Origin of the sequence: Streptomyces phaeoluteigriseus (genome assembly GCF_001896135.2) — a bacterium.
In the GTDB taxonomy this organism is placed as follows: Bacteria; Actinomycetota; Actinomycetes; order Streptomycetales; family Streptomycetaceae; genus Streptomyces; species Streptomyces phaeoluteigriseus.
Window position 1 is genome coordinate 885036 of record NZ_MPOH02000019.1, and the last position, 21908, is coordinate 906943.

The following is a 21908-nucleotide window of genomic DNA, read 5'->3' on the forward strand; positions in this document are numbered from 1 at the left end:
CCTGGCCGACGGGGGTCCCCGTACGGGCGTTCGTCGGCGGGCTCGCGGTGGGTGCGGGCGTCGCCGGGCCACCGCCCCGCCCCGCCCCGCGCCCGCTTTCGGCCTGGACGGCCTCGTTCTCGAACGCCGGACGGGCTGTCCGTCTCCCGGCACGCAAATGGCGAGCGGACGGGCTGTCCGTCTCACCGGCAGGAAAATGGCGAGCCCGGTCGTCGCCCCCGTTGCACAGTGGCCCCATGAGCGAACGCCGCCCAGGGCTCCATGCCCAGGGGTACATCGCGCGCGAAGGGTCCCTCGCGCGCGTGCCGTGTGCCTTCCGTCCGGTCGTCGCCGCGGCGAGTGAGCGGTTGCCGGACGTGTTCGGGGCGCGGCTGCACAGCGCGTATCTGTACGGGTCGCTTCCTCGTGGCACCGCGCGCGTGGGGCGCAGCGACCTGGATCTCCTGGTCGCGCTGCACGAGGAGCCGACCGAGGCGGACCGGGCGGGCGCCCGCGCACTGGGGGAGGCGCTCGACGAGGAGTACCAGCAGATCGACGGGGTCGGCACGCTGCTGTACAGCCGGGCGCGGCTGCTGAGCGAAGCGGAGTCGCACGACCTGGGCTGGTTCGTGGCGTGTCTGTGCACGCCGCTGCTCGGCGAGGACCTGGCCGAAAGCCTGCCCCGCTACCGGCCCGGATCCCTGCTCGCCCGGGAGACCAACGGCGACCTGGCTCCGCTTCTCGCCCGTTGGCGCACCCGCATCGCCGAGGCCGAGGACACCGACGCGGCCCGGCTGCCACTGGTCCGGTTCATGTCCCGGCACCTCGTGCGCACCGCCTTCACCCTGGTCATGCCCCGCTGGAACGGCTGGACCAGCGACCTGTACGAGATGGCGGAGGCCTTCGCCGCGTACTACCCCCCCGCGCGCGGAACAGCTCCGCGCGGCGGCCGTACGCGGCTACGAGCCGACCGGGGACGCGGACGTGCTGCGCGGGTACGTCGACGACCTCGGGCCCTGGCTCGCGGAGGAGTACACGCGCGTGCACGGCGTGAAGGCACCGCGGCCGCACTGAGGGAGCGGGACTGGGGCCTGTCGTTTGGATCGGGCCGCAGGAGTTCAACGGTGCTGTTCAGTGCCGGTGAGCGGGGTCTGGTGCGTGCAGCTGCGAGGCGGAGGAGGGAGTCGACGCGGAGCGTCGGCGAGTGACGACAACGCGGCAGCTGTGCGTGCCGGGCCCCGCGTCCGCGGCGCGATCCAAACGACAGGCCCTAGATGAGGCCGTGCTCCTGGAGGTACTCCAGCTGGGCGCGTACCGACAGCTCCGCCGCCGGCCACAGGGAGCGGTCCACGTCGGCGTAGACGCGGGCGACGACCTCGGCGGGTGCGCGGAAGCCGTCCTCCACGGCCGTCTCGACCTGGGCGAGGCGGTGGGCGCGGTGGGCGAGGTAGAACTCGACGACGCCCTGGGCGTCCTCCAGGACGGGCCCGTGGCCCGGCAGGACCGTGTGGACGCCGTCGTCGACCGCGAGGGACCTGAGCCGCCGCAGGGAGTCCAGGTAGTCGCCCAGGCGGCCGTCGGGGTGCGCCACGACCGTCGTCCCGCGGCCGAGGATCGTGTCGCCGGTCAGGACGGCGCGGTCGGCGGGCAGGTGGAAGCAGAGGGAGTCGGCGGTGTGGCCCGGCGTCGGTACGACCCGCAGTTCCAGGCCGCCGACCGTGACCACGTCACCGGCGGCAAGGCCCTCGTCGCCCAGCCGCAGCGCCGGGTCCAGGGCCCGCACCTTCGTGCCGGTCAGCTCGGCGAAGCGGGCGGCTCCCTCGGCGTGGTCGGGGTGGCCGTGGGTGAGCAGGGTCAGGGCGACGCGCTTGCCGGCCTGCCGGGCGGTGTCGACGACCGTGCGCAGGTGAGCCTCGTCCTGCGGACCCGGGTCGATGACGACGGCCAGCTCCGAGTCGGGCTCGGAGACGAGCCAGGTGTTCGTGCCGTCCAGGGTCATCGCCGAGGCGTTGGGCGCGAGGACGTTGACCGCGCGCGCGGTGGCGGGGCCCGAGAGGACTCCGCCCCGGGGCTGGCCGGGCAGGGCGGCTGCGTCGGTCATGCGGGGCCTCCACCGGCCGGGATGTGCTTGGTGAACTCGTCGTGTCCCGGCCAGGACAACTCGACCTCGCCGTCCACGAGGCGGGCCCGCGCCAGGACCGGGGTGAGATCGCGCGCGGGTGCGGCGGCGAGGGCCTCGGCGGCCGTGCCGTACGGGAGCAGTTGGCGCAGGGTCGCGATCGTGGGCGGCATCATCAGCAGCTCGCCCTCGTCGTACGAGGCCGCCGCGTCGGCGGGACGGATCCAGACCGTGCGGTCGGCCTCCGTGGAGGCGTTGCGGGTGCGCTGTCCCGCGGGGAGCGCGGCGACGAAGAACCAGGTGTCGTAGCGGCGGGGCTCGAACTCCGGGGTGATCCAGCGCGTCCAGGCGCCCAGCAGGTCGGAGCGCAGCACCAGTCCTCGTCGGTCGAGGAACTCCGCGAAGGATGTCTCACGGGCGACGAGCGCGGCCCGGTCGGCCTCCCAGTCGTCTCCGGTGGTGTCGCCGACGACGGAGTCGGGGGCCGGCCCGGCGAGCAGCACGCCGGCCTCCTCGTACGTCTCCCGTACGGCCGCGCAGACGATCGCCTGGGCCGCCGTCTCGTCGACGCCGAGCCGCGCGGCCCACCACGCGCGCGTGGGGCCCGCCCAGCGCACGTGCCGGTCGTCGTCACGCGGGTCGACTCCGCCGCCCGGATACGCGTACGCGCCCCCGGCGAAGGCCATCGAGGCGCGTCTGCGCAGCATGTGGACGACGGGGCCGCTGCCGGCGTCCTTCAGGAGCATCACCGTGGCCGCGCGTTTGGGGGCGACCGGGGTGAGCGTGCCGTCCGTGAGCGCGCGGATGCGCTCCGGCCAGTCCGGTGGGAACCACTGCCCATTCGCCATGGCCGGAGGCTATCCCGTGACGCGCGAATGTTCGAGAGGTGCCCGAGGTCAGGGGGTACGCCCGTGGGGTTTCCCGTCCCTCCGGCGTCCACCGGCCCGGCGGCTACTCGGCCAGCTCGACCTGGATCTCCACCTCGACGGGCGAGTCCAGGGGCAGTACGGCGACGCCCACCGCACTGCGCGCGTGCACGCCCTTGTCGCCGAGGACCTCGCCGAGCAGCTCGCTCGCACCGTTGAGGACGGCGGGCTGGCCGGTGAAGTCGGAGGCCGACGCGACGAAGCCGACGACCTTCACCACGCGTGCGATGCGGTCCAGGTCGCCCGCGACCGACTTGACGGCGGCCAGGGCGTTCAGCGCGCAGGTGCGGGCCAGGTCCTTGGCCTCGTCGGGGGTGACCTCGGCGCCTACCTTGCCGGTGACCGGAAGCTTGCCGTCCACCATCGGCAGTTGGCCGGACGTGTACACGTACCGGCCGGACTGCACGGCCGGCTGGTAGGCCGCGAGCGGCGGGACGACCGCGGGCAGGGTTAGGCCCAGCTCGGCGAGCCTCGCCTCGACCGCGCTCACGCCCTTTCCCGCTTCAGGTAGGCGACGAGCTGCTCGGGGTTGTTCGGGCCGGGCACGACCTGGACGAGCTCCCAGCCGTCCTCGCCCCAGGTGTCCAGAATCTGCTTCGTGGCATGGACGAGCAGCGGCACGGTTGCGTATTCCCACTTGGTCATGGGCCGACTTTATCCGCTGGAACGGCGTGGCTCCGTCCCCGGCCATGTGGCCGATCGGACACCGGTTATCCACAACCTGCCGATTGGCTCGCGCGCCGACTGGTTACGCTCGAAGACGTGAGCAGGCTCCAGGTCGTCAGCGGCAAGGGCGGGACCGGAAAGACCACGGTCGCCGCCGCTCTCGCGTTGGCTCTCGCGACCGAGGGGAAGCGGACGCTTCTCGTCGAGGTCGAGGGTCGCCAGGGCATCGCGCAGCTCTTCGAAACGGAAGCGCTGCCTTATGAGGAGCGGAAGATCGCCGTCGCTCCCGGGGGCGGGGAGGTGTATGCCCTGGCGATCGACCCCGAACTGGCCCTTCTGGAGTACCTCCAGATGTTCTACAAACTGGGCAGTGCCGGCCGGGCCCTGAAGAAGCTCGGCGCGATCGACTTCGCCACCACCGTCGCGCCCGGCCTGAGGGACGTACTCCTCACCGGCAAGGCGTGCGAGGCGGTGCGCAGGAAGGACAGGAGCGGGCGGTTCGTGTACGACTACGTCGTCATGGACGCCCCGCCCACGGGCCGCGTCACCCGCTTCCTGAACGTGAACGACGAGGTCGCGGGCCTCGCCAGGATCGGCCCGATACACAATCAGGCGCAGGCCGTGATGCGGGTGCTGAAGTCCCCGGAGACGGCCGTGCACCTGGTGACGCTGCTGGAGGAGATGCCCGTCCAGGAGACCGCCGACGGCATCGCGGAACTGCGGGCCGCGAGGCTGCCGGTGGGGCGGGTCGTCGTCAACATGGTCCGGCCCGAGGTGTTGGACCCGGACGAGCTGGAACTCGTCAGGACGGTGGCGCGTTCCTCTGTTGCGCGGTCGCTGTCCGCCGCGGGACTGGGCGGGGCGCGCCGGGGCGGGCACGCCGAGCGGCTGGTGGACCCCCTCCTGACCCAGGCCGACGAGTACGCCGAGCGGTATGCGCTGGAGCACGAGCAGCGTGCCGTACTGGGCGAGCTGGGACTGCCGTCGCACGAACTGCCGTTGCTCGCCGAGGGCGTGGACCTCGCGGGCCTGTACGAACTCGCCAGCGAGCTGCGGAAGCAGGGGATGTCATGAGTGCGGACAAGGCTCCGGTCCAGGACGACACCCGCCGCCTCTCCCCCGCGCGCGTGCTGGACCTCGATCCCCTGCTCGACGATCCGGGGACCCGCATCGTGGTGTGCTGCGGTTCGGGCGGGGTCGGCAAGACGACGACCGCGGCGGCACTGGGCCTCAGGGCGGCCGAGCGTGGCCGCAAGGTGGTCGTCCTCACCATCGACCCGGCGCGCCGCCTCGCGCAGTCCATGGGCATCGACTCCCTCGACAACACGCCCCGCCGGGTGAAGGGCGTCGAGGGGGACGGCGAGCTGCACGCGATGATGCTCGACATGAAGCGCACCTTCGACGAGATCGTCGAGGCGCACGCGGACGCCGAGCGGGCGGCCACGATCCTGTCGAACCCCTTCTACCAATCGCTCTCCGCGGGCTTCGCCGGCACGCAGGAGTACATGGCGATGGAGAAACTGGGCCAGCTGCGGGCACGCGACGAGTGGGACCTGATCGTCGTCGACACGCCGCCGTCCCGCTCCGCGCTGGACTTCCTGGACGCCCCCAAGCGGCTCGGGTCGTTCCTGGACGGGCGGCTGATCCGGCTGCTGACGGCCCCCGCCAAGCTGGGCGGCCGCGCCGGGATGAAGTTCCTCAACGTCGGGATGTCGATGATGACCGGCACCATCGGCAAACTCCTCGGCGGCCAACTCCTCAAGGACGTCCAGACGTTCGTCGCCGCGATGGACACGACCTTCGGCGGTTTCCGCACGCGCGCGGACGCCACGTACAAACTCCTCCAGGCGCCCGGGACGTCGTTCCTCGTGGTGGCGGCACCCGAGCGGGACGCGCTGCGGGAAGCGGCGTACTTCGTGGAGCGGCTGGCCGCCGAGAAGATGCCGCTGGCCGGACTGGTGCTCAACCGGGTCCACGGCAGCGGCGCCGCCCAGCTGTCCGCCGAGCGGGCACTCGCCGCCGCCGAAAATCTTGAAGAACCCCGCATTGTGGATCAGGACGGCGGGAAAGCTGGACTTCGTAACTCTCCCGACTCGTACGGCAGTTCAGAAGCAACCGCTCCCGGAACACCGGCCGCCGACAGTGACACCCCCGACGGCTCCCCCACCGGCCCCGATCCGGAGCGGTCCACCGACCAGCTCACCGCAGGCCTGCTGAGGCTGCACGCCGATCGTATGCACCTGCTCGCCCGCGAGCAGCGCACACGGGACCGCTTCACCTCGCTGCATCCCGAGGTGGCCGTGGCCGAAGTGGCCGCGTTGCCCGGCGACGTACACGACCTGGCGGGGTTGCGGGACATCGGCAACCGGCTCGCGGCCAACCGGCCGGAGCTGCCCGCGCGGAGGCCTGAGGGGACGGACCCCCTCAGCTCACCGCCGCGTAGTTCTCGTACACCTGATCGTCGTCGAGCGGCACGATGCCCGCTCCGCGCTCGTACTCCGAGCGCGCGGTCTCCAGCAGCCGGCGCCAGGAGGTCACGGTCGGCCGCCTGCGCAGCAGTGCGCGGCGCTCGCGCTCCGTCATGCCTCCCCACACGCCGAACTCGACGCGGTTGTCGAGCGCGTCGGCCAGGCACTCGGTCCGCACCGGGCATCCGGTGCACACCGCCTTGGCCCTGTTCTGCGCTGCTCCCTGAACAAACAGTTCATCCGGATCGGTAGTGCGGCAGGCGGCCTGCGCACTCCAGTCGGTTACCCAGCCCATACCGGCGCCGTCCTCTCCCGAATCGAGGCTCCCCCACGGCGGCAGCGGCATATTCACCGCCGCCAGTTGAGGACGTTACGGAAGGTGGGCACAGCGCAACACCCCCTTCGGGCCCAATCTTGAATGGCCCGAACGGACTATGCGTAAGCGGCAGATCACCCGGGGGAGTGAGCCTGCGACATGTGCGACCATCCCGGCAATTCGGGACGGTTTCCTTGAGTCGCAACGGACGCCGGGTGACACACAAGGCGGATTCGGACACGCTCTCACCAAGAAAGTGAGGAACCTCCGGAACGATTCGGGGTCGCCGGACGTATTGATACGTAGTCCTGCTGCTGTGACAGTTGAGAGCAGCTTAGGCCAAGGCATTGACGCGTGTCCGGCGAATGAGAACGTAGGCTGCCCTCATGCCAAAGAAGAGCTCCGGCGGTGGTCTGACGGCGACCCAGCAGGCCGCCAAGTTCCTCGGTGTCAGTGTGCTCGCGGGAGCCGTGCTGGCCGGCATCGCGCTGCCCGCGGTCGGTGCACTGGGCCTGGCGGCGAAGGGTTCCGTGGAGTCCTTCGACGAACTCCCGGCCAACCTGAAGACGCCGCCACTGAGCCAGCGCACCACGATCCTCGACGCCGAAGGCGACCAGATCGCCACGGTCTACTCCCGTGACCGCACGGTCGTCGACCTCAAGAACATCTCGCCGTACATGCAGAAGGCGATCGTCGCGATCGAGGACTCGCGCTTCTACCAGCACGGCGCGGTGGACCTCAAGGGCGTCCTGCGCGCCCTGAACAAGAACGCGCAGAGCGGCGGTGTCTCCGAGGGCGCCTCGACGCTCACGCAGCAGTACGTGAAGAACGTCTTCGTCGAGGAGGCCGGTGACGACCCGACGAAGGTCGCCCAGGCCACCCAGCAGACCATCGGCCGAAAGATCCGCGAACTGAAGTACGCGATCCAGGTCGAGGAGGAGCTGGGCAAGAAGAAGATCCTCGAGAACTACCTGAACATCACCTTCTTCGGCCAGCAGGCCTACGGCGTCGAGGCCGCCTCCCAGCGGTACTTCTCCAAGCACGCCAAGGACCTGACCCTCGCCGAGTCGGCCCTGCTGGCCGGCATCGTCCAGTCACCCAGCCGGTACGACCCCGTCAACGACGAGGCCGAGGCCGTCAAGCGCCGTAACGTCGTACTGGAGCGCATGGCCGAGGTCGGCGACGTCTCGCGGGCCGAGGCGGACAAGGCCAAGGAGGCCCCGCTGGGCCTCAAGGTCACCCAGCCGAAGAACGGCTGCATCACGGCCGTGCAGGGCGCCAGCTTCTTCTGCAAGTACGTCGAGCGGGTCTTCCTCAGCGACCCCGTCTTCGGCAAGACGAAGGAAGAGCGCGCCAAGCTCTGGAACCGGGGCGGCCTGACCATCCGGACGACGCTCGACCCACAGGCCCAGGCGTCCGTGCAGGACTCGCTCAAGGACCACGTCTACAAGTCGGACAAGGTGGCCGCGGCCGCCACGCTCGTCGAGCCCGGCACCGGCAAGATCCTCGGCATGGGCCAGTCGAAGCCCTACGGCTACGGCAAGAACGAGACCGAGTACAACTTCTCGGTCGACGCCTCGATGGGCGGGTCGAACTTCGGCTTCCCGACCGGTTCGACGTTCAAGCCGTTCGTGGCCGCGGCCGCGCTGGAGCAGGGCAAGCCGCCGACGCAGTCGTACCCCGCGCCGTACAAGATGCCGTACCCGCAGCAGGTGCAGACGTGCAGCGGGAAGCCCTGGGTCAACACCAACAACGAGACGCTCGAGAACGAGGCGGAGTCCGAGGTCGGGCCGTACGCGCTGCGGGAGGCCATGGAGCTGTCGGTCAACACCTACTTCGTGCAGATGCTCGGCGACATCGGCATGTGCCCCGTGGTGAAGATGACCGACGCCCTCGGCGTCGTCCAGGGCAACGGCGAGAAGGTGCCCGAGGTGCCGTCCTCGATGACCCTCGGTTCGACCGGCCTCTCGCCGCTGACGATGGCGAGCGCGTACGCCGCCTTCGCCAGCCGCGGCATGTACTGCACGCCGGTCGCCATCGAGTCGATCACCCAGACCGTCGGCGGCTCGAAGAAGTCGCTGGAGGTCCCGAAGTCGACCTGCTCGCGCGCGATGAGCGAGAAGACCGCGGACAGCATCAACACCCTGCTGAGCGGAGTGGTCGACTCCGGTACGGGCCAGCAGGCCGGCCTCTCGGGAGGCCGCGCGAACGCCGGTAAGACGGGTACGACGGACGAGCGCAAGAACGCCTGGTTCGTCGGCTACACGCCGAACCTGTCGGGCGCGGTCTGGGTCGGCAGCGCCTCCCAGAAGGTCAAGATGACCAACATCTCCATCGGCGGCACCTACCACGCCCAGGTCTACGGCGGTGACACCCCCGGCCCGATCTGGCGGGACGCCATGACCGGCGCGCTGGAGGGCAAGGAGGCTCCCTCCTTCAACCTCATCAGCATCCCGAGCGGTGAGAAGGACCCCAAGGAGGACGACCGCGACGACAGCGGCCGCGGCAACGACGGCGGCAGCAGTGACGGCGGGAGCAACGACGACGGGAGCAACGGCGACGAGGGCTTCATCGGCGGCCTCGTCGACGACGGCACGACGGGCGACACCAGCGGCGGCATCACCCTCCCGGACAACCTGTTCCAGGGGCAGGGCAACGGGGGCGGCGGCAATGGCGGTGGGGGGCGGGGCTGAGGCCCTGTCCCCGGACACCGGCTCGCGCCTACGCCTCCAGGCAACGGTCCCGTTCCTGCAGGCAACGGCCCCCGTCTCCCTTACGAGGGGGACGGGGGCCGTTTCCGTTGCTGCTGGACGCAGGGACCGTATGCCTCGGCTTTGCAGCCGGTCCGGTCGGCCCGGTCGGCGTGGATCCGGTCGGCCCGGTCGGTCCCGGCAACCCGGGTCCATTCCCGGCAGCCCGGGTCCGCTCGGGCCCGTCAGCCCGCGAGGGACTTCTTGACCACGGCGGCCACGCGGCCGCCCTCCGCCAGGCCCGCCACCTTCGGGTTCACGATCTTCATGACGGCGCCCATCGCCCGCGGCCCCTCGGCACCGGCCGCCCTCGCCTCCGCGACGGCCTGGGCGACGATGGCCTCCAGCTCGTCGTCGCCGAGCTGCTTGGGCAGGTAGGTGGCGAGGATCTCGCCCTCCGCCTTCTCCCGCTCGGCCGACTCGGCGCGACCCCCCTGCGCGAAGGCGTCCGCGGCCTCGCGGCGCTTCTTCGCCTCGCGGGTGATCACCTTCTGCACCTCGTCGTCGGAGAGCTCGCGCTTGGTCTTGCCCGCGACCTCTTCCTTCGTGATCGCGGTGAGGGTCAGCCGGAGCGTCGAGGAGCGGAGCTCGTCGCGCTCCTTGATCGCAGCGTTGAGGTCTTCCTTGAGCTTCGACTTGAGCGTGGTCATGGGTTTGATTGTCGCAGGTGCGGACGGAACGACGCCCCTTCATTTAAGGGGTGGCACGTCAGGGACAACTGAGGGGCGTTTCAGGGACGTTCCAGGGACGGTGGGGGTCCTGGCCGGCGGCGGGGTCTGACACGATGGTCGTATGCGCGCGCGATATGGAGTACCTCTGTCCATCGCGGCGGCTGGCGCCGCCGGTCTGGTGTACTCGGCGGGTTTCGAAGCCCGCTCCTTCCGCCTCCGAAGGGTGACGGTCCCCGTCCTCCCCGCCGGGATGCGGCCCCTGCGCGTGTTGCAGGTCTCCGACATCCACATGGTGAGCGGCCAGCGCAAGAAGCAGCGCTGGCTGCGCTCGCTGGCGGCCTGCGTCCCGACTTCGTGATCAACACCGGCGACAACCTGTCCGACCCGGAGGGCGTCCCCGAGGTCCTCGACGCGCTCGGCCCGCTGATGGAGTTCCCCGGCGCGTACGTCTTCGGCTCCAACGACTACTACGGCCCCAAGCTGCGCAACCCCGCCCGCTACCTGTTCGAGAAGGCCCAGGGCCGGCACGGACTGAACGGCAACGCGCCCGCGGTCGGCGTCGTCCACAACCCGTGGGAGGACCTTCGCGACGGTTTCGACGGCGCGGGCTGGGTCAACCTCACGAACACGCGCGGCACGCTGAAGGTCGAGGGCGTGTCGGTGGAACTGACGGGACTGGACGACCCGCACATCAAACGGGACCGGTACGAACAGGTGGCCGGCGGCCCCTCGGAGACGGCGGACTTCTCGATGGGCGTCGTACACGCGCCGTACCTCCGCGTCCTGGACTCGTACACGGCGGACGGCTACCCCCTGATCCTGGCCGGCCACACCCACGGCGGCCAGCTGTGCATCCCCTTCTACGGCGCCCTCGTCACCAACTGCGACCTGGACACGGACCGGGTGAAGGGCCTGTCCACGCACACGGCGGACGATCACACGGCGTACCTGCACGTGTCGGCGGGGTGCGGCACGAACCGCTACACGCCGGTGCGGTTCGCGTGCCCGCCAGAGGTGACGTTGTTGACGTTGGTGGGGAGGGAGTAGGGGGCGAGGGCTGGGCCTGCGGGGCGCTGGGCTGGGCCGATGAGTACATGATCGGTGGTCCATCCCCCGAATGGACCACCCGTATCGCCCCTTTTGCCCCCTGTCCGTAGCGTGAGGGCATGACCGCCCCGATACCCAGGGACATCCCGGACCTGCCGGCGATCCCGCGGACCCACGCGCTCCTGCCCTCCTTCGTCCCCGCCTCCGCGGTGGTGACGCCGGTACGCCGCCCGCTGACAGGTGTGCTCCGCCTGCTCATCGCGGGGACGGCGGCGGGGGCGGTGACACTCGCGCTGCTGCTCGGCAGCCCACCTCGTGTGCTGAGCCACTTCTCGGTGCAGAGCACGATCCTGCTGGCCCTGGTCACCCTCGTGTCAGCCCGCCGCGCCTGGACGGCCCGCCGCCCCCTCCCCTCCGCCCTGACGGGCGCGGCACTGCTCTACGCCGTGATCAACGGGCTGGTGTACCACCTGCTGCTGGCGGACGCGGCGACCCCGTTCTCGGTGACGGGCGCCACCAGCGCCCCGACGGGCTGGCACGCGGTCGCCCACCACCTCCTGCACACGGTGATCCCCGCGGCGGCCCTCCTGGACTGGCTGCTGCTGACGGCCCCGGGCCACCTCCACCTGCGCCAGGCGGCGACCTGGCTGGTCTATCCCCTGACCTACCTGGCCTTCTTCCTCACCCGCGCCACACTGATCAACACCGGCGCTCCCGACCGCTACTTCTACCCGTTCCTCGACGCCGCGGCCCACGGCTACAAGCACATCCTGGCCAACGCGCTCCTCCTCGGCCTCTCCATCTTCGCCCTGGCCGTCCTCCTGGTCGCCCTCGACCACGCCCGCCCGAACCCCGTCCCCCACCGCACCAAAACCGGATTTCGTCTCTAGCCAGCGGTGGGCTAAAGTAAACGACGTCGCCGCGACAAGCAGTACAGCAGCGACATCGGGGTGTAGCGCAGCTTGGTAGCGCGCTTCGTTCGGGACGAAGAGGTCGTGGGTTCAAATCCCGCCACCCCGACGCTGGTCAGAGGGCCTGGTGTGCAAGTGACGCCAGGCCCTCTGTCATGCTCGGGGGCCAAACAGAGGGCCAGACGAAGTTGATCAGGCCGCCGTGCCTCCCTCTTCCTGCTCCTCCACCTCCTCTCCTTCCTGATCATCGTCCATGGCCTCGGCGCCCTTCATGATCACGGGCCGGAGCTGTTTGCGATAGACCGCCTCGGTCGTCGCCTGGCTGCTGTGACCGACCAGCAGAGCGATCGTCTCCAGAGGGATGCCATGGTCGGAGAGCAGGGACACGAAGCTGTGCCGAAGCTCCCGCGGCGTCCACTCGTCGGCATTGGTCCCGTCGACGTCCTTGGGCGCCTGGCGGTAGGCGCGGCGGACGTTGGCCGCGTCGAGCGGCTTGCCCACGGCCGAGGAGAAGACGAGACCCTGTTCCTCCCACTTCTCGTCGGCGGCGAGCCGATCCCAACCCTGATCTTCGAACTGCTGCCAGAGGGCTTCGACGCCGCGTGCCGGCAGGGCGAGGGTGCGCCGGGACTTCCGGGTCTTGGTGTCTCCGGTCCGCCGGACCGAGCGCCAGACGGCGATGTGGGGAGGCTGCGGCGGGTCCATCTCGGGGCGGCCCTTGAGGAAGACCTGACGACCCGTCGACATGGGAACGGCAGGGAGGGGCATTCGAACAACCAAGCCAAATGCAACGAGTGCGGGGCCCCTTCGGTCCGTGCCACCGACACAGGGAGTGTGCAATGTCGAGTTATGGCAGCTCTTCTGCCGCGTCCTCCAGCTCGCGCACCAACGGTCTGGCGATCGCAAGTCTTTCCTGCGGCATCATCGGCCTGTTCATCCTGAACATCGTTCTGGGACCCCTGGCCATCATCTTCGGCGCCGTCGCCCGACGCCAGGCAGCGGTCAAGAACGGGGCCGGCATGGCAAAGGCCGGAATCATCCTCGGCATCGTCGACGTGGTGCTGTGGCTCGTGCTCCTGGCCGTCGCCGCCAGCAATGGCGGGTTCAGCTGGTACGTGGGCGGCTGACAACCACAGTCAAGCGCAACTTGCGGGTGGGCACCTGACCGGGCGTCGGGTGCCCACCCGCATGTCCACCCAGACGAGCGCGCGCTACGTCAGCGTCCGATGGAGAACGGTGGCGTCGTCATGAACCTTTCCCCGTGGCCAGCAACGGCCTTAGAGGTCGTCGGCTTCGGCATGACGCACCCGACGGATCAGCTCATCGACATCGGTCGAGGAAATGAGAGCCAAAGTCTCCTGCCACCACGTGCCGAGTTCGAAGCGGTCGACGAGGCGCGTCGCACCGTCGCTCAGCAGCGTCACGGAGGACAGAGGAGGTGGCTCGCCGAGAAGTGGAACTCCGGCCAACCGCACCGCGTTCGCCGCCGGTTCGCCCACGACCAGGGCGACCGCGCACGACGCGTCCGACCTCGGTGGGTACCCCCAGAACTCCAGTTCGCCGGCTACCTGGACCGCCGCCGCGAGCGGACGCCCTCCGGCCAGGTCTGTACGCGGACGGACGTAGTTCTACGACGTCCCCGGCGGCCCTCCGGATCACCCCGAGCCGGACAGGTGGCCTGCGGCGCCGAAGCCTCGCCAGCCCCGCAATCAGGCACCCGCGCCCGCCACGGTGCCAGTGCCATTCCAGTGCCAGTGCCCGTGCCAGTGCCTGTGCCTGTGCCTGTGCCCGCCACAGCCTCCGCGCCCGCTCCGGTGCCCGCGCAGGCCGAGGCGGAAGCGGAAGCGGAGAAATCGGCCCCGCTCGCCGACGCGACCCGCAGGTCCTCGCCGTACTCGCCACCCTGCGGCGAATCGACCCCCGGCTTGCCGTCTTCGGGCAGGAAGCCGCGCGACTGGCCCTGGCCATCTCCGAGTGGCTCGCGAACGGGCATCGACGCGATCCAGATCGCCAAACTGCTCACCGCCGGGCTCCCGGACCGTTTCCTCGCCCGTCCGGCGAGCATCCTCGCCTAGCGCCTGCGCGAGACGCCCCTGCCCGCCCCACCACGGCCGCCGGTGCCCGTCGCGGGACGTCCGGTCCTCCTCCGTTCCAGGACTGCGACGGCTGCTACCGGCCCTTCCGCGCCCAGCACCCCGGCCGCTGCCGCGACTGCCGATCAGCCAACGATCTTCGCGCCGCAGGATGATGATCGGTCCGGCACTTGCCTTCGGTGGGGTAGGCGGATGGCATGGTGTGTGGTGCCAGACGCTGCTTCCCCGCACTGTGGGAGGGAGGCACCGAACCGGGAAAGGACCGGCGACATGATCATCTTCGGGACCAAGGGATATCTGTACCAGCTCGCGATACTGACGCTGGTGTGCGGGAGCTGCGGTAATCCGTCCGCGCACACGTTGAGGAAGCGCGTCACGAAGTTCACGCTGTTCTTCGTGCCGCTGTTCCCGATCTCCACCAAGTACGGCACCCAGTGCACGTTCTGCGGCGCGGAGCAGAAGCTGGTGAAGGAGCAGGCCGACCACCTGGTGGCGCAGGCCGCGGGCGGTCAGGCCGGGCAGGCGTACGGGCAGCCGCAGCAGCAGCCGTACCAGTCCTGAGTGCTCGGTTCCGCCGCCTCAGGTGTTCCACGTCTCGTCGTACGGATCCTTCGGGGGCGGTACCGGCCTCGCGCCGGTGACCTCGATGAACGGGATCGGGCCGTCGTTGACGGGGTCCTTCACGCGGTGCGGGGTGTAGGTGCCGGTGATCTCCAGCCAGGTGTCCGGCTGGAGTACCGGAGGGATCCGGCCGGTCAGGCCCACCTTGACCGGCTGGGCGTCCGCCGCGCAGCAGTTGAGCGCCATGCGGACCAGGTACGGGGTGCCGTCGCGGTCCAGCGCCAGGAAGCCGGTGAGCCGGATGCGGCGGCCGGTGAGCGTACGGCCGTCGTCGTAGACCGCGCGGCCCGCGTAGTCGACCACGCTGAGGCGGAGGTCGCCCGCGGCCGGGAGCGCCGGGTACGCCAGGGGCTCCTGGAGCGACGTACCGGTGCGGGTGGCGCTGTACGAGCCGAGGGCCGGCGGGGCCACCAGGATCAGGGCGAGGAGGGGGAGGACGAGGAGCCAGGAGACGCGGGGTTCGGGGTGGGCGGGAGCCGCGCTGGGGGTGGTAGCGGTTTCTCCGTGGCTCGTCGCGCGCCATTCGTACCAGGCCGTCGCCAGTGCCGTCGCGATGAGGACCGCGCCCGCCGCCAGGAGCAGGGGTTGCAGGCCCGCCTTCACGTACCGCAGATAGAGGTCGGTCGTGCCCGCGTGCAGCAGGCTCGCGCCGAGGAGGAACAGGACCGCTGACTGGGCCTGACGGTTCACAGGAACACCGCCCCGGTCAGGACCGCTCCGCCGATCGCCAGCACGAAGGTGGCGGGCGCGAAGCGGAAGGCGAAGCCACGGCCGAACGTACCCGCCTGCATCGCGAACAGTTTCAGGTCGATCATCGGACCGACCACCAGGAACGCCAGCCGGGCCGTCAGCGAGAACTGGGTCAGCGACGCCGCCACGAACGCGTCCGCCTCCGAACAGATCGACAGGACCACCGCCAGCACCGCCAGCGCCAGCACCGCCACCACCGGGTTGTCGGCCGCCGCTCGCAGCCAGTGCTCCGGGGCCACCGCCTTCAGCGTCGCCGCCGCCATCGCGCCCACCACCAGGAACCCGCCCGCGTGCATCACGTCATGCCGGGTCGAGTCCCAGAACGCCTCGCCCTTGCTCTGGCTCTCGTGCCGCCCGTGGGCCGGTGGACGCATCCAGTCCGTGCGCCCCAGGCGGTGCCACAGCCAGCCCATCGCGCACGCCACCAGCAGACTCGCCACGAAGCGGGCCAGGACCATCTCCGGGTTGCGCGGGAACGCCACCGCCGTCGCCGTCAGCACGATCGGGTTGATCGCCGGGGCCGAGAGAAGGAACGCGAGCGCCGCCGCGGGAGTCACACCACGGCGCACCAGCGCACCCGCGACCGGTACGGACGCGCACTCGCAGCCCGGCAGGACCGCGCCTGCCAGGCCGGCCACCGGGACCACCAGCGCGGGGTGGCGGGGCAGGGCGCGGGCGAAGAAGGACGGGGGGACGTACACCGCGATCGCCGCCGACAGCAGGACACCCAGGACGAGGAACGGCAGCGCCTGGATCATCACCGCCACGAACACCGTCGTCCACGTCTGCATCACCGGGGCGGCGAGGGCGCGGCGCAACGGTGACTGCAGCAGCACCATGAGGAGCAGGAGGAGGGTGAGGGCCAGGGGGGAGGTCAGACGGCGGGGGGTGGGGGCCGCCGGCCCATCGCCCCCGGTCGGCGTGCCCGGCCCGGTCGGCGTGCCCGGCCCGGTCGGGGAGCCCGGCCCGGTCGGCGTGTCCGGCCTGTTCCGGGCCTTTTCGGTTGTGGCCACGGGTGGGGCACCTCCGGGTTCCATGGGTCTCCCTCCCCGCTCATACGGGCCTGCGGCTCGGCCCGTTCAGGTCTCGTATGGAACCATCCCGTGGAACCACCCCTCCCGCTGAGGCAGTCTTTCCCCTCGTGGCTGGTCTACCGAATCAGAGTCCGGCGCCGGGCGAGTCCGGCGCACACATGGTGGTGTGCGGCGACGACGGGCTCGCGCACCGGCTGGCCGCGGAGCTGCGTGGCGTGTACGAGGAACAGGTCACGCTCGTCGTACCGCCCTCCGAACGGACGGTACGGCCGCCGGTCGTGGGGCGGGCCCGTGCGGTGTCCGCCGCGCTGCTCGACCGGGTGGTGAGCGCGGCCGTCGAATCGGGCTGCCGCCGGGAACGGGGGCGGGGCGGGGGCGGCCTCCGGGTTCGGGGACGGGGGGTAGTTCTTCTCGCCCCCGCCGCCCCTACCCGTCCCATCCCCAGGGGCTTCGCCCCTTCGACCCCGCCAGGGGCTCCGCCCCTGGACCCGGGCCGCCGTGTGCCAAGACCGAGTCCAACACCCCCGCGGGCCCGCCCCGCATCCCGGCGGGGACTGCGTCCCCTTGTCGGCCCTGAACGGGCCTCGCCCCCAAACGCCCGCCGGACGGGCCGGGTGGGCAGGGGCAAGGCACTCCGACCGCAAGCGACCTACGCCCGCGCGCCCCCCAACCAGCCCCGCACACGCCTCGTCCTCAAGCGCCCGACGGGTCGGAGGGGAGGTGTTGCTTTGCGAAGTTCAGTTCCAGGGCTACCTGTTTGATGCGTTCGTCCACTACCAGGGAGCCGTGGCCCGCGTCGTAACGGTAGACCTCGTGGAGGGCTCCTCTTGCTTGCAGGCGGGTCACGTAGTTGTCGATCTGGCGGATGGGGCAGCGGGGGTCGTTGACGCCGGCCGAGATGTAGACGGGGGCCTTCACCTCGTCGACGTAGGTGAGAGGGGAGGATGCCTCGAAGCGGTCCGGGACCTCTTCGGGGGTGCCGCCCAGGAGGGTGCGGTCCATGGCCTTCAGGGCTTCCATCTCGTCGTCGTAGGCCGCGACGTAGTCGGCGACCGGGACCGCCGCGATGCCCAGGGCCCACGCCTCGGGCTGGGTGCCCAGGCCGAGGAGGGTGAGGTAGCCGCCCCAGGAGCCGCCGGTGAGGATCAGGCGGTCGGGGTCGGCGAGGCCCGAGGTGACCGCCCATTCGCGGACGGCGGCGATGTCCTCCAGCTCGATCAGGCCCACCCGGTGCTTCAGGGCGTCCGTCCAGGCGCGGCCGTAGCCGGTGGAGCCGCGGTAGTTCACGCGGACGACCGCGTAGCCGTGGTCGACCCAGGCCGCGGGGCCGGCCGCGAAGGAGTCGCTGTCGTGCCAGGTGGGGCCGCCGTGGATGTCGAACACGGTGGGGAGCGGGCCCGTCGCGCCCGCCGGCTTCTGGACCAGGGCGTGGATGCGACCGCCGGGGCCCTCCACCCACACGTCCTCCACCGGCACCGAGCCGGGGGACTTCATGCCGGGCGGGTCGAGGACCGGCTCGCCCGTCGTCGAGCGGACGGTGGGCGGCTCGGCCGCCGAGGACCACAGGTACTCGACGCTGCCGTCGGGGCGGGCCGTCGCGCTGGAGACCGTGCCCGGCGGGGTCGGTACGCGCACGAGTTCCCGGCTCGTCAGGTCGTAGCGGAACAGTTCGCTGCGGGCCTCGAAGCCGTGCGAGACGAGGAGCCCGGAGCCGTCCGGGTACCACTCCGCGCCCACGTCGCCCGGCAGGTCGAGGGCCAGGTCGGTCTGCTCGCCGGTCGCCACGTCCCAGACCAGCGGCTCCCAGCGGCCCCGGCGCTGGTGGCCGATGAGCAGGCGGGTGTCGCCGTCGACGGGGGCGAAGCCCAGCACCTCCAGGCCCAGCTCCCGCGTGCCGCCCTCGGTGTCGTCCAGCTCGGCCACCGTGGAGCCGTCGGGGCGCAGGACGCGCAGCGCGGAGTGCATCGCGTCGCCGTGCTCGGTGTGCTCGATCACGATCAGCGTGCCGTCGTGGGACAGGTCGCCGACGCCCGCCGACTCGCGGTGGCGGTACAGCTCCACCGGTGCCTCGCCGAACCGCGCCACATGGATCGTCGTACCGTCCTCGTCCGTCGAGCGGCCCACCACGGCCGTACGGCCGTCTCTGCCCAGGGCCAGGCCCGCCGGGTAGGAGGGGTCGAGGCCCGGGGTCGCCAGTTCGTCCTCGCCGCCCGTGAAGGGCTGGCGGCGCCAGACACCGAACTCGTCGCCGTCCTTGTCGTCGAACCACCAGATCCAGGCGCCGTCCGGGGAGAGCACGCCGTCCGTCGTGCCGTTGGCCCGGTTCGTCACCTGGCGCTGTTCGCCGGTGGACCGGTCCCAGGCGTACAGCTCGTACGTCCCTGTCGCGTTCGACACGAACAGGGCGTGGTCCGGAGCGTCCTGCGCCCAGTCGGGCAGCGACACCCGGGGTGCCCTGAAACGCTTCTCCCAGTCCGGCATGTCCTCGTACCGCTGCGGCGCGGCGGACCCGTTGCTCTCAGTCATGGCCCCATAGTGCCCGCCTCCGCCGACATCGGAGCACCACGGCCCCCAGCCTGTGGACAACCCTCGCCCTGTGGAGAACTTCTTCACCCACCCCCAGGGGCCCACCGCCGTGTTGCGCCCCGTACCGTTGTCGGCGTGTACCGGTTTCTGCTGACGCCCCGCTGGTGGGGGATCAACGTCTTCGTACTGCTGGCCATCCCCTTCTGTGTGTACATGGGGTCCTGGCAGCTGAGCCGGTTCGAGGCGCGCGTGGACGACCAGCGCACCGCCGAGGCGCAGGCCGACTCGGCCCGTACGGAGGCGCCGCGCCCGCTGGCGGAGATGCTGCCCGTGGACAAGGCCACGTCCGGCAAGCGGGTCACCGCGAGCGGGCGGTACGGCGAGCAGTTGCTGGTCCCGGACCGCGAGCTGGACGGTCGGCGGGGTTTCTACGTGCTGACGCTGCTGCGCACCGACGGCGGCAAGACCCTGCCCGTGGTGCGCGGCTGGCTGCCCGGTACGGCCGATGCCGCCAAGGCCCCGGCCCCGCCGGCCGGCGAGGTCGGTGTCATCGGCGCACTCCAGGCGTCCGAGACGCCCGGGGACAACGGGGTGAGCGCGCAGGGCGGCCTGCCCCGCGGCCAGACCGGCGCGATCAGCACGGCCTCGCTGGTCAACCTCGTCGACGACGACCTGTACGACGCCTGGGTCACCCTCGACACCGCCGACTCGGGGATGACGGCGGTGCCCGCGAGTGCGCCGAGCGGCACCGGGCTGGACCTGAAGGCGTTCCAGAACCTCGGCTACACCGGTGAGTGGTTCGTGTTCGCCGGCTTCGTGGTGTTCATGTGGTTCCGGCTGTTGCGCCGCGAGATCGAGTTCGCGCGGGACGCGGAGCTGGGGATCGTCGAGCCCGACGCCCTCGCGTCACCGGCCTCCGCGTCACCGGCCTCCGCGTCACCGGCCTCCGCGTCACCGGCCTCCGGGTCGGCCGCTGCCTCGGCCGCGGCCGATCAGGACACCGACGTGGAAGCCAGCACGCCCGTCCGGTAGACCGTTCCGGCGCACGCGTTCGACACCGTCGCGCTCGCCGTCGGGGAGCCGCCCTCCGCGGTGTACGTCACCAGGACACTGCCGTCGACCGTGCCATCCTCGGTGAACGTCTGCGGGGACGTGCCGGTGGCTCCGCCGGTCGTGCCGGTCGTGGTGCCGGTCTGCTCGCTCGGGGAGGGGGCCGGGGAGGAGGAGGGGCCGCCGGTGTCGCCGCCGTTGCTGGTGCCGCCGGTGGTGGGGCAGGTCTCGGAGGGGACCCAGGCGAACTTCACGTCGTAGGCCGAGCCCGGGGCGAGGACAGCTGGGAGACGTAGAGGGAGGGGTCGGGCAGGCCCGCCGCCGCGTCGCCGGAGGTGTGCTCGACGAGGCTGATCTTCGCGGGGTCGGCGGCGCCCTGGGGACTGGGCGTCACGGACACGCTCCCGCCGACGGCGCAGCCGCGGTCGGAGACATTGACGACGCGGAAGGTGCCGTAGACGATGCCGGCCGAGTCGGGGACCTCGACGGCGGCGCTGGACTCGCCGAGCTGGGACGTGGTGCAGGCGGGGGCGTCGGCCGGGGAGGTGGTGGCGGGGCCGGTGCCGGCGGCGGAGCCGGTCGCGCTGCCGGAGTCCTTCTGGCCGGCGGCGTTCTCGGTGCTGTTCGCGTCCGGGCGGCCGGTGGTGCCGGCGGGGCCGCCGACCTCGCCGGAGGAGTCGCCGTCGGGGCCCTTGTCCGCATCGGTGCCGCCCTGGGCCTGGGAGGCCTGGCCGGCGATGGAGGGGTTGGCGTCGGAGCCGCCGGAGTTGGAGACGTGCAGCAGGGCGGGGACGGCGGTGCCGACGAAGAGGGCCGCGGCGGCCATCCCGACGGCGGCCTGGCGCTTGCGGGCCGGCGGGCGGGGACGGCCCGCCGGAGGTGGTCCAGCGCCCCGTCGACCGGCTCCATCTCCTGGACCGCCTGGTGCAGCATCCGGCGCAGTGCCAGCTCGTCCGAGTCGAGCCCTTCGGGGCTCTGGTCGTCGAGGTGGTCGTTCACAGTTCCGTTCCCAGCGTGTGGTTGCTTCGGCTCTTGCTTGTACGGCAGCGGCAGCGGCGTCGGCGGCGCCGCCGTCGGGTCGTGCGACGCGTACGGCTCGTGCCGCTCGCGTGCGTCCCCTCCGTCGGGTTCCTCGCCTCGCGCGCTCACGCCGCCGCTCCCATGGCGACGCGCAGGGCGGCGATGCCGCGCGAACCGTAGGCCTTGACCGAGCCGATCGAGACGCCGAGCGTCTCCGCGACCTGGGCCTCGGTCATGTCGGCGAAGTAGCGCAGGACGAGGACCTCGCGCTGGCGGCGCTGGAGGCCCTTCATCGCCTGGATGAGGGAGTCGCGCTCCAGCAGGTCGTAGGCGCCCTCCTCCGCGCTGGCCATGTCCGGCATCGGCTTGGAGAGCAGCTTCAGGCCGAGGATGCGGCGGCGCAGGGCGGAACGGGAGAGGTTGACGACGGTCTGGCGGAGGTAGGCAAGGGTCTTCTCCGGGTCGCGGACGCGTTTGCGCGCGGAGTGGACGCGGATGAAGGCCTCCTGGACGACGTCCTCGCAGGAGGCGGTGTCGTCGAGGAGGAGGGCGGCGAGACCGAGGAGCGAGCGGTAGTGGGCCCGGTAGGTCTCGGTCAGGTGGTCGACGGTGGTGCCGGCGGCGGCCACCTCGTCGGTGTCACGCTGGCTGGGTACGCGGGCGGGCCGCGCTGCGGGCATGGGCGCGATCACCGGCATGCCGCCGGGCGCGCCGGGCATGCGGGGTCGGAGGGCGCCGCGGGGCGGCCGTAGGGCCGTGCCGCGGGTCGCCGGGAAGTCGAGTACCTCTGCCACGCCTGTTGGACACGCTCACCCCCCTCGGGGTTGTACGTGCCGGCCGTGAGTTTCGCGCCGGACGACGGAAGGTCCGCCCGCGCCTGTGTCCCGGACGCCTGTCTCGCACCCGCCGGCAGCCGCCCGGACGGCGTCTCCCATGCCCTCATGTGTCCCGCTCTTCCCCT

The 21908-nt window shown here is 71.4% G+C and carries 20 protein-coding genes, 1 tRNA gene and 5 pseudogenes; 12 read left to right on the top strand and 14 right to left on the bottom strand.

The window, feature by feature from the left end; all coding sequences use genetic code 11:
- The first annotated feature begins 236 nt into the window (after nt 1-236).
- A pseudogene (locus BM536_RS33695) lies at nt 237-1053 on the top strand (nucleotidyltransferase domain-containing protein).
- Nucleotides 1054-1249: 196 nt separating this feature from the next.
- Here the strand turns inward: BM536_RS33695 and BM536_RS33700 are convergent.
- From BM536_RS33700 to sp36, 4 genes are all read right to left on the bottom strand, one after another.
- Entirely contained in the window at nt 1250-2080 is an 831-nt protein-coding gene (locus tag BM536_RS33700) for an MBL fold metallo-hydrolase (protein ID WP_073492667.1), read from the bottom strand.
- Entirely contained in the window at nt 2077-2946 is an 870-nt protein-coding gene (locus BM536_RS33705; protein WP_073492666.1) for an NUDIX hydrolase, read from the bottom strand. Before BM536_RS33705 ends, BM536_RS33700 begins: the two co-directional genes overlap by 4 nt.
- Nucleotides 2947-3049: 103 nt before the next feature.
- Nucleotides 3050-3514 carry a RidA family protein gene (locus BM536_RS33710; protein WP_073492665.1) on the bottom strand — a complete coding sequence of 155 codons (465 nt, stop codon included), beginning with the start codon at nt 3512-3514 and terminating at the stop codon, nt 3050-3052.
- Entirely contained in the window at nt 3511-3669 is a 159-nt protein-coding gene (sp36, locus tag BM536_RS33715; protein WP_073492664.1) for a Sp36 family protein, read from the bottom strand. Before sp36 ends, BM536_RS33710 begins: the two co-directional genes overlap by 4 nt.
- Nucleotides 3670-3786: 117 nt before the next feature.
- Here sp36 and bagA point away from each other — a divergent pair, with 117 nt between their 5' ends.
- Together bagA and bagB are read left to right on the top strand one after the other, a co-directional pair.
- The gene (bagA, locus tag BM536_RS33720; RefSeq protein ID WP_094103855.1) at nt 3787-4764 is read left to right on the top strand and encodes an ATPase BagA; all 978 of its coding nucleotides are present in this window, start codon (nt 3787-3789) and stop codon (nt 4762-4764) included.
- Nucleotides 4761-6086, top strand: a pseudogene (gene bagB / locus BM536_RS33725) (ATPase BagB); the annotation flags it as partial. The gene bagA and the pseudogene bagB, both read left to right, overlap by 4 nt.
- Before the next feature lie 28 nt (nt 6087-6114).
- Here the strand turns inward: bagB and wblA are convergent.
- The gene (gene wblA, locus BM536_RS33730) at nt 6115-6453 is read right to left on the bottom strand and encodes a transcriptional regulator WblA (RefSeq protein ID WP_190046553.1); all 339 of its coding nucleotides are present in this window, start codon (nt 6451-6453) and stop codon (nt 6115-6117) included.
- A 407-nt stretch (nt 6454-6860) separates the two neighbouring features.
- Here wblA and BM536_RS33740 point away from each other — a divergent pair, with 407 nt between their 5' ends.
- Nucleotides 6861-9167 carry a transglycosylase domain-containing protein gene (locus BM536_RS33740; protein WP_073492661.1) on the top strand — a complete coding sequence of 769 codons (2307 nt, stop codon included), beginning with the start codon at nt 6861-6863 and terminating at the stop codon, nt 9165-9167.
- A 242-nt stretch (nt 9168-9409) separates the two neighbouring features.
- Here BM536_RS33740 and BM536_RS33745 read toward each other — a convergent pair whose 3' ends face one another.
- Complete coding sequence (locus BM536_RS33745; protein ID WP_073492660.1) at nt 9410-9874, bottom strand: GatB/YqeY domain-containing protein; 465 nt, start codon at nt 9872-9874, stop codon at nt 9410-9412.
- 142 nt (nt 9875-10016) lie between these two features.
- Between BM536_RS33745 and BM536_RS33750 the strand changes: the two are divergent.
- From BM536_RS33750 to BM536_RS33760, 3 genes and pseudogenes are all read left to right on the top strand, one after another.
- Nucleotides 10017-10942: pseudogene (locus BM536_RS33750) on the top strand (metallophosphoesterase).
- Nucleotides 10943-11061: 119 nt separating this feature from the next.
- Nucleotides 11062-11832 (top strand): Pr6Pr family membrane protein, encoded by a 771-nt coding sequence (locus tag BM536_RS33755; protein ID WP_073492657.1) that lies wholly within the window; start codon nt 11062-11064, stop codon nt 11830-11832.
- 56 nt (nt 11833-11888) lie between these two features.
- Nucleotides 11889-11962, top strand: a tRNA-Pro gene (locus tag BM536_RS33760).
- A gap of 83 nt (nt 11963-12045) precedes the next feature.
- On the opposite strand, the pseudogene BM536_RS33765 reads toward BM536_RS33760, so the two are convergent.
- Nucleotides 12046-12594 (bottom strand): annotated as a pseudogene (locus BM536_RS33765) (tyrosine-type recombinase/integrase); the annotation flags it as partial.
- Between the two features lie 98 nt (nt 12595-12692).
- On the opposite strand from BM536_RS33765, the gene BM536_RS33770 reads away from it, so the two are divergent.
- Nucleotides 12693-12980, top strand: a complete 288-nt coding sequence (locus tag BM536_RS33770) for a DUF4190 domain-containing protein (RefSeq protein WP_073492655.1) — start codon at nt 12693-12695, stop codon at nt 12978-12980.
- A 150-nt stretch (nt 12981-13130) separates the two neighbouring features.
- Here BM536_RS33770 and BM536_RS33775 read toward each other — a convergent pair whose 3' ends face one another.
- Nucleotides 13131-13277, bottom strand: coding sequence for a hypothetical protein (locus BM536_RS33775; protein WP_211362995.1), 147 nt, complete (start codon nt 13275-13277; stop codon nt 13131-13133).
- A gap of 360 nt (nt 13278-13637) precedes the next feature.
- Between BM536_RS33775 and BM536_RS40945 the strand changes: the two genes are divergently transcribed.
- Nucleotides 13638-13928 carry a hypothetical protein gene (locus tag BM536_RS40945; RefSeq protein WP_158086565.1) on the top strand — a complete coding sequence of 97 codons (291 nt, stop codon included), beginning with the start codon at nt 13638-13640 and terminating at the stop codon, nt 13926-13928.
- A gap of 288 nt (nt 13929-14216) precedes the next feature.
- On the top strand, nt 14217-14507 hold the full coding sequence (locus BM536_RS33780) for a zinc-ribbon domain-containing protein (protein ID WP_073492651.1): 291 nt from the start codon (nt 14217-14219) through the stop codon (nt 14505-14507).
- Between the two features lie 18 nt (nt 14508-14525).
- Here BM536_RS33780 and BM536_RS33785 read toward each other — a convergent pair whose 3' ends face one another.
- Nucleotides 14526-15257 (bottom strand): TIGR03943 family putative permease subunit, encoded by a 732-nt coding sequence (locus BM536_RS33785; RefSeq protein ID WP_073492649.1) that lies wholly within the window; start codon nt 15255-15257, stop codon nt 14526-14528.
- Nucleotides 15254-16354 carry a permease gene (locus tag BM536_RS33790; RefSeq protein ID WP_073492647.1) on the bottom strand — a complete coding sequence of 367 codons (1101 nt, stop codon included), beginning with the start codon at nt 16352-16354 and terminating at the stop codon, nt 15254-15256. Before BM536_RS33790 ends, BM536_RS33785 begins: the two co-directional genes overlap by 4 nt.
- 155 nt (nt 16355-16509) lie before the next feature.
- On the opposite strand from BM536_RS33790, the pseudogene BM536_RS43430 reads away from it, so the two are divergent.
- Nucleotides 16510-16738: pseudogene (locus BM536_RS43430) on the top strand (potassium transporter TrkA); the annotation flags it as partial.
- A 306-nt stretch (nt 16739-17044) separates the two neighbouring features.
- Here the strand turns inward: BM536_RS43430 and BM536_RS33800 are convergent.
- Complete coding sequence (locus BM536_RS33800) at nt 17045-18877, bottom strand: S9 family peptidase (RefSeq protein ID WP_073495807.1); 1833 nt, start codon at nt 18875-18877, stop codon at nt 17045-17047.
- Between the two features lie 135 nt (nt 18878-19012).
- Between BM536_RS33800 and BM536_RS33805 the strand changes: the two genes are divergently transcribed.
- A complete protein-coding gene (locus BM536_RS33805; protein ID WP_094103856.1) occupies nt 19013-19909 on the top strand; it encodes an SURF1 family protein in 897 nt (298 codons plus the stop codon).
- Here BM536_RS33805 and BM536_RS44485 read toward each other — a convergent pair.
- The 3 genes from BM536_RS44485 to BM536_RS33815 all read right to left on the bottom strand — a co-directional run bounded on the left by BM536_RS44485 (nt 19870) and on the right by BM536_RS33815 (nt 21741).
- Entirely contained in the window at nt 19870-20181 is a 312-nt protein-coding gene (locus BM536_RS44485) for a hypothetical protein (protein WP_342748859.1), read from the bottom strand. The genes BM536_RS33805 and BM536_RS44485 overlap by 40 nt on opposite strands.
- Nucleotides 20178-20753, bottom strand: coding sequence for a hypothetical protein (locus BM536_RS44490; protein ID WP_342748860.1), 576 nt, complete (start codon nt 20751-20753; stop codon nt 20178-20180). Before BM536_RS44490 ends, BM536_RS44485 begins: the two co-directional genes overlap by 4 nt.
- A 319-nt stretch (nt 20754-21072) precedes the next feature.
- Nucleotides 21073-21741, bottom strand: a complete 669-nt coding sequence (locus BM536_RS33815; RefSeq protein WP_425444707.1) for a SigE family RNA polymerase sigma factor — start codon at nt 21739-21741, stop codon at nt 21073-21075.
- Nucleotides 21742-21908: the final 167 nt, after the last annotated feature.